Source organism: Paraburkholderia aspalathi (assembly GCF_900116445.1).
GTDB classification, from domain to species: domain Bacteria; phylum Pseudomonadota; class Gammaproteobacteria; order Burkholderiales; family Burkholderiaceae; genus Paraburkholderia; species Paraburkholderia aspalathi.
Window position 1 is genome coordinate 31867 of the sequence record NZ_FPBH01000016.1, and the last position, 13525, is coordinate 45391.

At 63.9% G+C, this 13525-nt stretch carries 12 protein-coding genes; 8 read left to right on the forward strand and 4 right to left on the reverse strand.

The annotated features are described in order from the left end of the window. Positions 1–162: 162 nt before the first annotated feature. Positions 163–1866, forward strand: a complete 1704-nt coding sequence (locus BM438_RS23100; protein ID WP_093638375.1) for an ATP-binding domain-containing protein — start codon at positions 163–165, stop codon at positions 1864–1866. 7 nt (positions 1867–1873) lie between these two features. Here BM438_RS23100 and BM438_RS23105 read toward each other — a convergent pair whose 3' ends face one another. Then, a complete protein-coding gene (locus tag BM438_RS23105; RefSeq protein WP_093638378.1) occupies positions 1874–2821 on the reverse strand; it encodes a phosphoribosyltransferase in 948 nt (315 codons plus the stop codon). A gap of 301 nt (positions 2822–3122) precedes the next feature. Here BM438_RS23105 and BM438_RS23110 point away from each other — a divergent pair, with 301 nt between their 5' ends. After that, positions 3123–3683 carry a putative pterin-binding protein gene (locus tag BM438_RS23110; protein ID WP_093638822.1) on the forward strand — a complete coding sequence of 187 codons (561 nt, stop codon included), beginning with the start codon at positions 3123–3125 and terminating at the stop codon, positions 3681–3683. Next, positions 3653–5530, forward strand: a complete 1878-nt coding sequence (locus BM438_RS23115; RefSeq protein WP_093638381.1) for an ATP-binding response regulator — start codon at positions 3653–3655, stop codon at positions 5528–5530. The genes BM438_RS23110 and BM438_RS23115 overlap by 31 nt, the downstream gene beginning before the upstream one ends. 80 nt (positions 5531–5610) lie before the next feature. Here BM438_RS23115 and BM438_RS23120 read toward each other — a convergent pair whose 3' ends face one another. The 3 genes from BM438_RS23120 to BM438_RS23130 all read right to left on the reverse strand — a co-directional run bounded on the left by BM438_RS23120 (position 5611) and on the right by BM438_RS23130 (position 8354). Next, the gene (locus BM438_RS23120; protein ID WP_093638384.1) at positions 5611–6465 is read right to left on the reverse strand and encodes a helix-turn-helix domain-containing protein; all 855 of its coding nucleotides are present in this window, start codon (positions 6463–6465) and stop codon (positions 5611–5613) included. Between the two features lie 291 nt (positions 6466–6756). Continuing rightward, positions 6757–8097 carry a type II toxin-antitoxin system HipA family toxin gene (locus BM438_RS23125; protein ID WP_093638387.1) on the reverse strand — a complete coding sequence of 447 codons (1341 nt, stop codon included), beginning with the start codon at positions 8095–8097 and terminating at the stop codon, positions 6757–6759. A 2-nt stretch (positions 8098–8099) separates the two neighbouring features. After that, positions 8100–8354 carry a helix-turn-helix transcriptional regulator gene (locus tag BM438_RS23130; RefSeq protein WP_054036490.1) on the reverse strand — a complete coding sequence of 85 codons (255 nt, stop codon included), beginning with the start codon at positions 8352–8354 and terminating at the stop codon, positions 8100–8102. A 207-nt stretch (positions 8355–8561) separates the two neighbouring features. On the opposite strand from BM438_RS23130, the gene BM438_RS23135 reads away from it, so the two are divergent. The 5 genes from BM438_RS23135 (at position 8562) to zwf (ending at position 13522) form a co-directional block, all read left to right on the forward strand. Further along, complete coding sequence (locus tag BM438_RS23135) at positions 8562–9194, forward strand: C39 family peptidase (protein ID WP_093638390.1); 633 nt, start codon at positions 8562–8564, stop codon at positions 9192–9194. A gap of 94 nt (positions 9195–9288) precedes the next feature. Further along, positions 9289–9546 carry a hypothetical protein gene (locus BM438_RS23140; protein WP_093638393.1) on the forward strand — a complete coding sequence of 86 codons (258 nt, stop codon included), beginning with the start codon at positions 9289–9291 and terminating at the stop codon, positions 9544–9546. A 153-nt stretch (positions 9547–9699) separates the two neighbouring features. Then, complete coding sequence (locus BM438_RS23145; protein ID WP_093638396.1) at positions 9700–10803, forward strand: potassium channel family protein; 1104 nt, start codon at positions 9700–9702, stop codon at positions 10801–10803. A 74-nt stretch (positions 10804–10877) separates the two neighbouring features. Continuing rightward, a complete protein-coding gene (lhpI, locus tag BM438_RS23150; RefSeq protein ID WP_093638399.1) occupies positions 10878–11831 on the forward strand; it encodes a bifunctional Delta(1)-pyrroline-2-carboxylate/Delta(1)-piperideine-2-carboxylate reductase in 954 nt (317 codons plus the stop codon). Between the two features lie 203 nt (positions 11832–12034). After that, complete coding sequence (gene zwf, locus BM438_RS23155; RefSeq protein WP_093638403.1) at positions 12035–13522, forward strand: glucose-6-phosphate dehydrogenase; 1488 nt, start codon at positions 12035–12037, stop codon at positions 13520–13522. Positions 13523–13525 lie beyond the last annotated feature (3 nt).

The window sequence follows — 13525 nt, forward strand, 5'->3', positions numbered from 1 at the left end:
TGGGTTTGCGCGCCGCCAGCCTGCAATCTGCTGCGTGAAATGTTGTCCGGAGCGCGGACAAAGCGCTTTGCGCACAGAGACCCGATTGCCACCCGATGTGCCATGCCGGCAACGCGCGGGCGTTGCGTACAATGAGCGCACCCGAATACGACGAGGCACCGCATGGCCCGCATTGTCCCCGACGACTGGAAGAGCCTCGCCGCCACCGGCGCGGCCGCACGCGAACGCGAAACCCTCGCGTTGCTGGAAGAAGCGCTTCCCGATGGCTACACCGTCTATCACGGCGTGCACTGGACTCGTCTGAATCAGAATTTTTCAGTGTTCGGCGAGGCCGACTTCGTGATCGTCAGCCCGGCCGGGCGCGTGATGATCGTCGAACAGAAAACCGGCTTCCTGCGCGAAACGCCCAAGGGGCTCGTCAAGGTCTACCTTCAGACGGAGCGCAATGTGGCGATCGCGCTCGCACATACCGTCGAAACGCTGCACCGGCGCTTCACCGCGGCGTTCGGCGCGGGTACGTATTTCATCGAAGAACTGCTGTATTGCCCGGACCACATCGTCAAGGACGCGGCGATCGCCGGCGTGAATCCCGCACGGATCGTCGACGCGACGCGCAAGGACCGGCTTGCCGCGATCATTCGCGAAGCGTTGCCGGCGGACGAAGCGCGCCTTGCCTGCGCACCGAAAATCCATCACTTTCTCGCTGACGAACTTTCGCTGACGCCCGACGCCAGCGCGCTGGTCGGCCAGGCCGGCACGCTCGTCACGCGTCTGGCCGGCGGCCTCGCGACCTGGGCGCGGCGACTCGAGTTTTCGCCGTTCCGGCTGCGCGTGATCGGCACGGCCGGCTCCGGCAAGACGCAACTGGCGGTGCAGGTGATGAAGGACGCGGCGGCGCGTGGTCAGCGGCCTTTGTACGTGTGTTTCAACCGGCCGCTCGCGGATCACATTGCGCGGGTCGCGCCGCCTGAGGCGAAGGTGGCGAACTATCACCAGCTATGCGACTGGATCGCGCGCGATGCGGGCCGCGAGCCAGATTTCCAGTCCGGCGACGTCTTCAAACAGCTTGAATCGACTTTCGCCGAAACGCCGATCGACGCGCGCTGGCAATTCGACGTGCTGATCGTCGACGAAGGACAGGATTTCCAGCAGCCGTGGGTGGCCGCACTCGAGCGTCTGTTGCGGCCGGGCGCTGCGTGGTGGTGGCTCGAAGATCCGCTGCAGAATCTGTATATGCGCGAGCCGGTCGAGCTGCACGGCTGGACCACGCTGAAAGAGACCACCAACTACCGCAGTCCGCGCGACATTCTCGATTATGTGCGCGACGTGGTCGGTGCTTCGGTGCAGGTCGCGGCGGACCTGGCCTCGGGCAGTCCGTTCGACGGCTCCGATATTTCGTTCTCCGTCTACGACGAAGCGAATGCCGCCGAAGGCAGCATCGAGGCAACCAAGCGGGCGATCACGCAGGCCTTGTCGCTCGGCTTTCGCAAACAGGATATTGCCGTGCTGTCGTTTCGCGGCCGCGAAGGCTCGGCGATGACCGCGCAGGATCATCTCGGACCGCATCGGTTGCGCAGTTTCACGGGTAAGTACGATCTGTTCGGCAACCCGGAGTATCGCGAAGGGGATGTGTTGTTCGAGTCGATCTACCGCTTCAAGGGGCAGGCGGCGCCGTGCGTGATTCTCACGGAGGTCGACTTCGAACTATTCGACGAGCGGATTGCACGCAAGCTGTTCGTCGGCGCCACGCGTGCGACGATGAAGCTGATCATCGTCGCCTCGCAGCGGGCCGCGCGGCATCTGCATCTGCGTGATGGTAAAGAACTCAAAGAAACCAAAGATCTCAGAGAGACGAAAGAAGCCTAGCCACCGCTCACGTCCACGCGCGCGCACCCACCAGCATCCCCGTTTGCGTAAGCGCGTCCCACCAGATCACGCGCAGTAACGGCGCTTGCTGCGCGATCAGCAGCGCCTGCACCGGATCGCTCTCCACAAAGTGCGTGACACCGCCGCGCAACGCCGCCGCGGCCTTGTGAGCAGCTGCGCCGGCGGCACTTTCGTCGTGCGTGCCGGGCGTGCGCATCACCAGTTGCATATGACCGAAGCCGTGCCGCGTGAGCCATGCTTCGGTGCGCGCGCGATCCAGTTCCGGGCGCCCGGTGATGATCGTGCGCACGCGTTGCAGATCGATGCCCGGCAGCACCTCGAACGGCAGCAGCGCGTCGCGTTCGGCGAGCGCCGCGGCCAGATCCTCGTCGTAGCGGGCGAGCGGCACGTCGGGCAGCAGAATGCCGTCGAGGTCGATCGCGTAGGTGGCGTATTCGTGATCCTCGGCCATGGCGGGCGCGGTGCCCGCTTCGACGCGCTCCCAGTCCTCGCGATAACGCTCGGTGTAGGCCTGGCGCTCCCACGGAAACAGCGCGAAGTAGCCGCGAGCGTCGATTGCGTAGTCGGGTTGTGTGCGGCTCAGGTCGTCGACCGCGGCGGTCAACGTTTTGACGTCGAGACCATGCTGCTGCAGGAATGCGATGCAATCGGTCAGCGTAAAGCCGCGCCCCGCGATGTCTTCGCACAGCAGCACTTTCGAGCCGGCGGGCGGAATCGGCAGCGTCGAATCCCAGGCGACCGTGCGTGACTGCCGGTCGTATCGAAGGAAGGCGACGGGCGTGCCGGCCGCATGCGAAACCATCAGCGCGAGCGGTGCGCCGCCGCGCAGAATGCCGATCGCCATGGTGAAGCGCTCCGCCAGCAACGCGGGTTGCAGCGACTCGATCCAGTGATCGAGTTGTTCGTACGTCAGGGGCAAAACCGGCTTGTTCATGACTCTCAGGGCGTCGCGATGCGCGCGTAGGGCAGGTGTCCTGTAGACGGAGAGCGGCGCGCGGCGCGGTGCTGCGGCAGGTCCCCGTTTTTGAGACGAAGAATTTTGGCGATATTATGCATGCGGTTCAAAGATCGCGCGTCGGGGTGACGCGCGTCCGCCGGACGGGGCGTGTCGCAAAGACGACCGCCGCCGCGGGAAAAGGACAACGGCGGGGTGCTGCAGGTTCGCTGGCCGGTTAAGCCGGCGCAGCGCAGCCGCCCGCAAAATAACAAACGATGGAATGACCAAACAGATGAAGATGACCAAGGCGGGCATAGCGGTGGATGGCAGGAAAGGCGTGGTCAGGGGCGCATGGTGGGGGCTGGGTCTGCTCCTCGCTTTCGCCGCGTGGAGCATGCAGGCACAGGCGCAGGCGCAGGCGCAGGCGGAGTCGTTGCCGTTATCGCTAGACGTGAAGGGCAAGATCAGCAAGACCAACGATGCGGCGCACCAGCTGTATCACTTCACCGAGGCCCAACTGCTCGCGCTGCCGGCTCATTCGATTACGACCGCTACCACCTGGACGCCACGTTCCACCTTCACAGGACCGCTGCTCGCGGATATCCTGAAGACAGTCGGCGCATCCGGCAGCGCAGTCGAGATCCATACGCTCGACGACTATACCTACACCATTCCGGTGTCGGACTGCGATCGCTACGGCGTGGTCGTTGCGTACAGCATGAACGGCCAGCGCCTGAAGATCAGCGACTTCGGGCCGCTGTTTCTTATCTATCCGCGCGACGCGTTTCCCGATGAACTCATGGGCGCGGCGGGCGATTCTAAATTCGTATGGCAGATCAAGGCACTCATCGTCAAATAACACGCCGCCCCTTGCGCCGTGTCCTCTATGTGTTGATCTGGCTGACCGCGCTTGCGGCGCCGGCCGGCGCGATCGGCTATCTGTTGTACGCGAACCTGCTCAATCCGCGCGCCACCGAACAGCTGACCGGTCAGTACGATGGTTTCTATTGGGACGCCGCGCAGCTGCAAATCGCCTACGCGCGATTCGAGAACCAGTTGCTGCTGTATCAATCCGGCGTCGACGACGACTATCAGCGGCTCATGCTGCGCTACCAGTTGCTGCAATCGAAGCTGCACGTGATGGCTGGTTCGACCCGCAGACTGACTACGCAGCTTGCGCTGCTGCAACGGCAACAGGAGGAAATCCAGTCGCTCGATCATTTGCTGGACGGGATTCAGCCTGAGGTGGATGCGTTGCCTAAGGACCGCAGTCGCGCCGATAAGATCGTCGTGGAGTTGCGCCAGCATTGGAACGAGGTCAACGATCTCGCGTTAAGCCGCCGGTTCGCCGACGTGGCCGACCGTGAGGCGATGAACCGCGATTTCATCGACAAGCGCCGCATGCTGTTCGCGGGCGGCCTGTTGCTGCTGCTCTTGTCTGCGGCCGCGACCACGCTGCTGGTGCTCAACGGCCGGCGCCGCACGCGCCTGATGCATCAGCAGCACGCGGCGCTCGACGCAGAGCATCAGGCGAGCCGCGCGGCGCGCGAGGCGAGTCTCGCGAAGGACGCGTTTCTCGGCATGATCAGCCACGAACTGCGCACGCCCTTGCATGCGATCGTGTCGTCGATCGAATTGCTGGGCTTCAACTATCACTCCGAGGCCGACCGCAAGGTCATTCAGCGGCTCGAAACCGCAGGGCGGCATCTGGAAGCGCAGATGAAAGACCTGACCGACTACGCGCGCCTTGGCGCCGGCAAGCTCGAGTTGCGTCACGAGCACTTCGAACCGCGCGAGCTGCTGGCGTCGATCGTCGACGAACACGCGATGTCGGCCGCCGCGCGCGGCCTCAAACTGGAAAGCGAGGCGAGCGGCATGAGCGGCCTCGTCGATTCCGATCCGCACCGCATCCGCCAGATCGTCAACAACCTGGTCACCAACGCGATCCGTTACACCGAAACCGGCACGGTGCGCGTGCAACTGAGGCAGCGGCCGGCGGTGCTGATTTTCGTCGTCAGCGATACGGGGCCGGGCGTGCCGCAAGCGCAGATTCCGCTGATCTTCCAGGAGTTCACGCAACTGGACGCGTCGCGCGCGCGCCGCTTCGAGGGTGCGGGGATGGGACTCGCGATCGTGCAGGGGCTGGTCAGGCTGTTCGGCGGCACCGTCGAGGTGGCGAGCACGGTGGGCGAGGGCACGACCTTTACGGTGACGATTCCGGTCAGACCGGTCGCGGCAACCGCGCCTCCTGGCGTGGCGGCGCAGGCCGAACCAGGCGGCGCGCGCCCCTGCGTGTTGATCGTCGACGACAACCGGCTGATTCGCGAGTCGCTCAGCGAAATGATCGCGCACATGGATTTCGACGCGCACGCCGTCTCCAATGCCGACGATGCACTCGCGTGGCTCGACGCGCGACGCTGTGACGTGGTGTTGCTCGATCTGCATATGCCGGATCGCGACGGGTATACGTTCCTTGCGGACTTCGCGGCACGCAGAGGGCCGTCGTCGGGTGTTCCGGTGATCGTGGTGAGCGCATATGCGCCGGAGGCGGATAGCGTAGGTAGTGCGGGTGGGGCGAGTGGTGCGGCAGGGGAAGCGGGAGAGGCCGGCTTGCAGCCGTTCTTTGAAGCGTTATCAAAGCCAGTACATTACGAGGAACTGCGCAGTGCGTTGCAGCGAGCTTTGGCTTCGCGGCATACGGTGTGACGTGACGCCTTGAGGAAACGCAGTTGGAGGAGGGCTCAACCTGAGCACACACCTTCAGCCGCTTGCCGGCATATGCGTCGTTATGGCCGGTTGAGGCGTTTGGACAGATCGGCGACCAGGATCGCCATACGCGCGGGCTTTTCATAGCACGCGACGTCGTAATTGCGGATGACCTGGCTGATTTCCGATTCGCTGGCCTTGCCGGTCAGCAGTTCGCCGGTCAGCACGAAAATTGGCGCGTCCGGATTCTCCGACGCCCGCACCGCGCGGATCGCCGCCGCGGAGGTCTGCGAGCCGAACAGCCAATCGATCACAACGCCGTCGAAGACCTGCGTTTGCAGCTGTTCGGTGAACGCCGCGAGGCCGTAGATCGCCACCGCCGCGAAACCGCTGCGTTCGAGATAGTCGCGCAGGTTGTCGGCGGAGGCCTGATCGTCGTCCACCACGGCGATGGTCGGCTTGTCGGTTTCGGCGCGGCGCGGATAGATCTCGATCTTGTGGACTTCGTACGCGCTTTGGTAGAGCGTGCCGTCGTGGCGCGCCACGCGCCATTGGCCGAGCTTCGAGTACGCGACGAATTCAGGGCGGCTGCCCGGTTCGAGCGCGGCGCCGACCCATGCGGTGCAGGCCAGCTCGATCGCGCCGACGCAGAACAGCGCCTCCTGGGCGATGGCGCCAACCATGCCCGGATCGAGCGACTGTGCGCCGAATAGCTGGGCGGCAGGTTCGCCGAACACCTCGGCAACCTTCTTGATCTGCGAGAGGGTCCACGGGCTGTTGCCGCGCAGCTTGCGGTGTCCCTGCGAAAAACTCAGATCGAGGATGCGGCATAGCTCAGTGGTCTGCTGGCGTTTGCCGATTCCATGCCGGCTCATCAACTCGCGCACGCGCTCGGCGACGGCAATGGAGTCAGGTGAGTTTGTTTCGTTGGTCATACTGCGTGAGGATCTGCCTTCTTGAAGGGTGGCTGGGGGCATGCGATACGGCACGCGCAGCGCGGCCATGCACATTGGATGCGCATCGACGCGGCAACGCGGGGGACAGCAAATGTACCGTAAAAAGTCTTACGGTCTGTGTTTTGGGATGACTGCCGCCAAACCTGTCGGTACGAGGTGCGAACAGACGAATTCGGCGATCTGTTTATGCCTTTGGCATCAAAAGTATTTTACCGATTAAATTGGTAGGAATCTGTAAGTAATTCCGATTGGATTGTTACTCACCCGCTGTCACGCCGGCGGCATGGTGTCGAGCTTGGCCGCCGAGTTTTTCAGGCCTTTGAAAATCCGCTCGGCGACCTTGCCCGGAAAGCGCTCGGGCAATTCGGCCGAGACCCGCGCGATGACCTGCGGCGTCTGTTCGATCAGCCGCTGGATCAACGGTTCGGCGTTCGCGCCGTATGAGCATCTCAGCGCCATGGTGTTGAAGTGGCGCCGCTGCACGTCGCGGAAGGCGTCGTGTTTGCTGCGCGACCACATCCCCATGGCGAGCCTGGCCTTGAACCATGACCACTGGTTCGGGCCGTTGCCTTCCACCGGCCAGATCGACATCACGTCGTAAAGCGGCGTGAGACGGTACTGGCCGCCCGCCAGCAGGCGAATGCTGAAGTTCTTGGCGTGGCCGTCCGGCGCCGCCAGCATCCAGAACAGGATCTGGCTTGCCAGCAGCGTTTCGATGTCCTGTTGCGCCGACACCGATTGCTGGAGAATCCGCGCGAGGTCCAGCATGCCCGGACCGCCTTCGTTTTCGTACTTGCGATGCGACGGCACGCCGTACACCTGGCAGAAGTCCTCCTGCGGCAGGCGCAGCAGCCATTGCCCGCTGGAATGCAGTTGCCGGTCGAAGCGTTCGACGCTCAGCACCCGCTGCTTGCCGAACGTCATGATCTCGGTGTTGGCCACGGGCAGGCCATAGGCGCGCAGAATCCGCAGACACAGCCATTCGTTTTCGACCGAGGTGCTGAGGTCGGCGAGCTTGTTGCCGACCAGCCCGAGCGGCAGCTTGAAAATGTGCGTGGTGGGCGTGGCGCCATGCGGGCGCTGCCACTTGCCGTCGTGCCACAGCAGGGCGGTTTTCTCCTGTGCGCCGGCGAGCGAGATGCGGAAATCGTCCGTTTCGTCGGCCGCGCCGAGGGCGGGGGTGCTGACGGTGCGTGCCAGCATGGTCTCGATCTCGCTGTCGGAGAGCGGCGTGCCGTCGATGCGTTCGACGCCGGCCGGCGCGTCGTCTTCGGCCAGCAACTGGACGGCACCCACGCAATCGCGGCCGATGGCTTGTAGCAGATCGAAGGGATCGAGCGTATCGGTCTGGTAGCGCTGGGCGATGCGTTTTCTGATCGCCTCGCTGTCGGGGAGCAGATTGTCGAAATAGTTGAGCACCCGGTGGCCTTTGTTCGCCACGTTGCTCGGCGCGAACGGCAGCGAGAGCGAAAGCGGCCGGCCAGCGGGTGAGGCGACCCATGCGGGGTCGTAAGCGAACTCCATGGGGCCGCGGGTGGGCAGGCGCCAGACGCCGACGCGCTCACCGTTGGCCCACACCGAAAGCGCCCGCGAATGCGTTTGGCGACCCATGCTTACCACTCGACCAAAGGCGCGGGTTCAGGCACCGGCTGGTTCTTGTCGCGCACCTGTAATTGCAGGCCGTAGGCACCGCATAGCGCCAGCAATTGTGCGAGGGTGAGGGCGGTGGCGTCGGTTTCCAGCGCCGAGATGCGGCTCTGGCTGACGCCGATGCGCGCAGCGGCATCGGCCTGGGTGAGGCCGGCCTGGCGCCGGCCGGCAGCGAGCAGCTGGGCCATCTGGTCCGGCGTGGCGACGAGGTGGATCATGGCAAATTATCCGTGAGACGAATAAATGCACTTTATGCGTCACGCAGATATTTGTCAAATATTCGTGTGGCGCATATTCGACAAATATCTGTCTGGCGAATAAATGGCAAATATCTGCGTGACGCATAAATTCCGTCTGTGTCCGCCCCTGCTGGGCTGGCCGTGTAGCATGCTGTGAAAATATTTTCTGCCGACTCCGCGCGACTCATGAACCAACCGACACTACGCCACACCGACGTGCCGTACCACACGCAATGGGGCAGCCCCGAATGGGTGCGCCACATCGTCGAACAGGAGGGCGACCCATGCGACGATCCACACTGGCAGCGCAGTGGTTTTGCCGACCCGGAGCGTTACCGTTTCTGGGCGAAACGCCTGTGCGGTCTGACCTGCCTCGAATCCGCGCTCGACTACTGGCGCATCGAACACGCGCCGCGCGCCGCCTTGCTGGATGAAGCCTTGCGCCACGGCGTGTACCGGCTGCGCGACGATGGCGGCGTCGACGGTTTGATCTACCGGCCGTTCGCCGACTGGCTGGGCGACGCATTCGGTATTCAGGTCGAGGTGCTGCCGCAGGCGCCGCTCGAAGAGATCGCCGTGCGCATCGACGGCGACACGCTGGCGATCGTTTCCGTGAGCCCCGAGATCCGTTATCCGGAGCGGCCGAATCAGCGTCAGGGCGGGCATCTGATCCTGCTGCACGGGCGCGATCGCGGTGGCGTATGGTTTCATAATCCGTCGGGCATCGCGCCTCATCAGGCGGATGTCTATCTGCCGTTCGCAACGATGGCGCGCTTCTACGCAGGGCGCGGCATGACGCTCACCCGCAGCGCGCGCTAGATACGGCAACAGGCGAGACGCACGGCGAACGCGATGATCGGGCCCGTTTTCTGCTGAAGAGCTTCAACCGACTTTTGCGATACCGGAGCCCGCCATGAAGCGAACCTATGCCGTGCTTGCCGCCAGCCTCGTCGCGCTCGGCGCCGTCACCGCAGTGCATGCAGCTTCCCAGGACGACCAGTCCAAGGCCTGCCGCGGCGACGCGATGCATTTCTGCGCCGCCGACATTCCGAACAAGGAAAAAATCACCGCCTGCATGAAGCAGCACCTCGACGAACTTAGTCCGCCGTGCCGCGCGATGTTCAAGGGCGGCAAGAAAGATGACGCTAAAGCCAACGCTGCTTCGCAGTGACCGTAGCGGCGGCGCGCCGCTGCTTGTCAGCGAATCACGCTAATTCCTGCGCCGCAGTTGCAATTGCAGTTGCGTGCCCGCGATCCCCCGATCCGGCCCCGCGGCGCGCCGGGCGTCGTAGAATCGCTTGTTCCCGATTCCCGGAGTAGCCGCGTGCCTGACCAGCCACACCAGCAGTCACGCCCGCCACGTTTTCGTCTACCGCGCCGTGCCCGCACGCCCTGGCAGGCGCCGCGCGCCCGCACGCTCTTTACACGCCCCGCAGCCTCGCCGCAGCGCGTGCTGCTGCAGCGTATCTATCTCGTGCTCGGCCTGTGCGTGCTCGCTTTCGCCGTGCTCTATCTCGACCGCGACGGTCTGCGTGACGCCAACCGCAAGGTACTCGGCATCGTCGACCTGATGTACTTCACGATGGTCACCGTCGCCACCGTCGGTTATGGCGACATCGTGCCGGTCACCGCCCGCGCGCGGCTCATCGACGCCTTCTTCATCGTGCCGATCCGTATCGTCATCTGGTTCGTGTTTCTGGGCACTGCCTATCAGTTCGTCATTCAACGCGTCATCGAGGAATTCCGCATGAAACGCCTGCAAAAACAACTGCGCGATCACGTCGTGGTGTGCGGCTACGGCTTGAGCGGTTCGGTCGCGGTGCGCGAGCTGCTGGAAAGCGGTTTCGCCGCGGATTCGATCGTCGTCATCGATTCGCAGCAGGACGCGCTCGAAGCGGCCACGGCGCTGGGCGTGGCGGGCCTGCTCGGCGATCCCTCGCGTGAGGATCTGTTGCAGCAGGCGCAGGTGCGCATCGCCAAAGCGGTGATCATTGCCGTCAGCGACGACGCCGTCGCGATCCTGCTCACACTGACCGTGCGCAGCGTCGCGCCGGACACCAAGATCGTCGTGCGGATTCAGGAGCAAACTTACCAGCGTCAGTTGCGCCAGGCCGGCGCGGACGTGATCGTTTCGTCGACCAAGATCGGTGGCCTGTTGCTCGCTGACGCGGTGGACAGCAACTACATCGTGCCGTTCGTCAACGATCTGCTGTCGGCGCGCGGCCGTGCCAATCTGATCGAGCGTCCGGCGACGGCGCAGGAAGTCGGCCGCTGGAGCAATGCATTGCCGGGCGCAGTGGTGGTCGGCCTGGTTCGCGCGGGGCGCATGCTGTCGTTTTACGACGACGAGCCGTGCCCGATCGAAGCAGATGACCTGCTCATGGTGATCCAGTCGTCGCGTCCGCCACGAGCAGACTCGTCGCGCTAGCCCACACAGCAACGCGCACGACCGGGTGCGCTGAATCGAATGCATCAACTCGCCTGAACAGGAAAAGCCCGCTTATGACCCGCCCGACTACGCAGATTTTCGACGCCGCCGCCACCGCGCGGCTGATCCCCTACGCGCCGCTCGTCGACGCATTGAGGCGTGCGAGCATCGACTACGCGCAGCAGCGCATTGCGAGTCCCGAACGGCTCGTCGTGCCGCTCAACGAGGGCGGCATCATGCTATCGATGCCGGCCACCGCGCCCGATCTCGCGATCCACAAGCTGGTCAACGTGTGCGCGAGCAATCGGACGCGCGGCATCCCGACGATCCACGGCCAGGTGATGGCCTTCGACGCCGATACCGGCGAGACGCTCTTCATCCTCGACGGCCCGACGGTGACCGGGCGTCGCACGGCGGCGATGTCGATGCTCGGCGTACACACTTTCGCGTCCGCAACGCCGCGCGAATTCCTGCTGATCGGCACCGGCACGCAGGCGGTGAATCATCTGGAAGCGATCGGCGAACTGTTTCCCGACGCCCGCGTGTGGGTGAAGGGCAGTTCGCCCGCGCGTGCCGAGGCGTTTTGCGCCGCACATGCTGCGCAGGGTGCGCAGGGTGGCAGCGCGCGCGAACTGCAACCGCTAGCCGACCCCAACGCAACCATTCCCGATTCGATCGACGTGGTGATTGCGCTGACCACCAGCAAGCAGGCCGTCTACGACGAAGCCGCGCGCGCGAACCGGCTCGTGATCGGCGTCGGTGCGTTCACGCCGGAGATGGTCGAGATCGGCGCGCGCACGATCGCAGGCAGCGCGCTGTTCGTCGACGACGAAGCCGGTGCGCGGCATGAAGCCGGCGATTTCATCCAGGCCGGTGTCGATTGGGCGCAGGTCGGCGGAATTGCCGCCGTGGTGGACAACACTGCTTTGTTGCCGTCGAAACAACCGATTGTTTTTAAAAGTGTCGGTTGTGCGGCGTGGGATCTGGCGGCCTGCCGCGTGGCGCGCGAAGCCTTGTCAGGCGGCTGATCGCGGACCGTTTGCAGCACCCGGCGCGTTGCGGCTCGGCGCTCCGGGTTGGCATCTTGCGCCAACCTGCGGCACATGTTGCCGTGCAAACAATCTCAAAACGTTGCACCATAGGCGTTTGCCAGAAAGAAGCGCCGGTCCGCCGGCGTTTTTTTGCCCTTTGTCTGTTGACTTGACGCCTACCACGACGCTGCGACCGCGCTATGACGACCCAACACGCTTCTGCCACTCCCAACCTGCCGCTCGACATGATCATCTTCGGCGGCACCGGCGACCTGTCGTTCCGCAAGCTGCTGCCCGCGCTCTACATGGCGCATCTGCACTGCAATCTGCCGCCGGATACCCGCATTCTCACGATCGGCCGCAAGCCGTGGTCGCGTGAGGAGTACATCAGCGAATTCATGGAAACGAAGGCGAAGCCCTTCATCGAAAAGAAGGCGTTCGATGCCGCCGCCTGGGACAAATTCATGGCGCTGTTCGAGTACGTGCGCATGGACGTCGATTCGGTCGAGGACTACCAGCGTCTGAAGGAAGTGTCGCGCGAAGGTGTGCGGCGCGTGTTCTATCTTGCGACCTCGCCGGATCTGTTCACGAATATTTGCGAAAACCTTTCGGCGGCGGGATTGGTCGACGAGAATTCGCGGGTCGTGCTCGAGAAACCGCTGGGCCACGATCTGGCGTCCGCGCAGGAGATCAACACGGCGGTCGGCAAGCATTTCAGCGAAGCGCAGATCTACCGGATCGACCACTACCTCGGCAAGGAAACCGTGCAGAACCTGATGGTGCTGCGCTTCGGCAATCCGATTTTCGGCCCGCTGTGGCAGGCGCCGTATATCAAGAGCGTGCAGATCACGGTGGCGGAAACGGTCGGCGTAGGCAGCCGCGCGGGCTTCTACGACAAAACCGGCGCGCTGCGCGACATGGTGCAGAACCACTTGCTGCAATTGCTGTGCATCGTTGCGATGGAGCCGCCGGTGTCGCTCGATCCGGATGCGGTGCGCGATGAAAAGCTCAAGGTGCTGCGCTCGTTGCGCCCCATGACGCCCGAGGACATCGCGCGCGATACAGTGCGCGGCCAGTACACCGCGGGCGCAGTGGACGGCGAAGCAGTGAAGGGCTATCAGGAAGAAGACAACGTGCCGGCCGGCAGCCGCGCCGAGACTTTCGTCGCGTTGCGCGCGCATATCAACAACTGGCGCTGGGCCCATGTGCCGTTTTTCCTGCGCACCGGCAAGCGGATGCAGAAGAAGGTGTCGGAGATCGTCATCGAGTTCTCCGAGTTGCCTTTCTCGATCATTCCGAACGGCAATAGCGGGCGCAACTATGGCAACCGGCTCGTGATCCAGTTGCAGCCCGAAGAGTCGATCCAGTTGCAGGTGCTTGCGAAAGAACCGGGCAGCGGCATGCATATGCTGCCGGTGAATCTGAACCTGGACTTGCAGCAGGCTTTCACCGAGCGTCGCGCGGAAGCGTACGAGCGTTTGTTGATCGACGTGATTCGCGGACGTCTCACGCACTTCATGCGGCGCGACGAACTCGAAGCTGCATGGGCGTGGGCCGAGCCGATTCTGGAAGGCTGGGCCAAGTCGGGCGACAAGCCGCGAGGTTATACGGCTGGCACGTTTGGACCAGCTGCGTCGACGGCGCTGATGGCGCGTGAAAACGCCGTGTGGGCGGAAGAGTCGCAGTAAGCG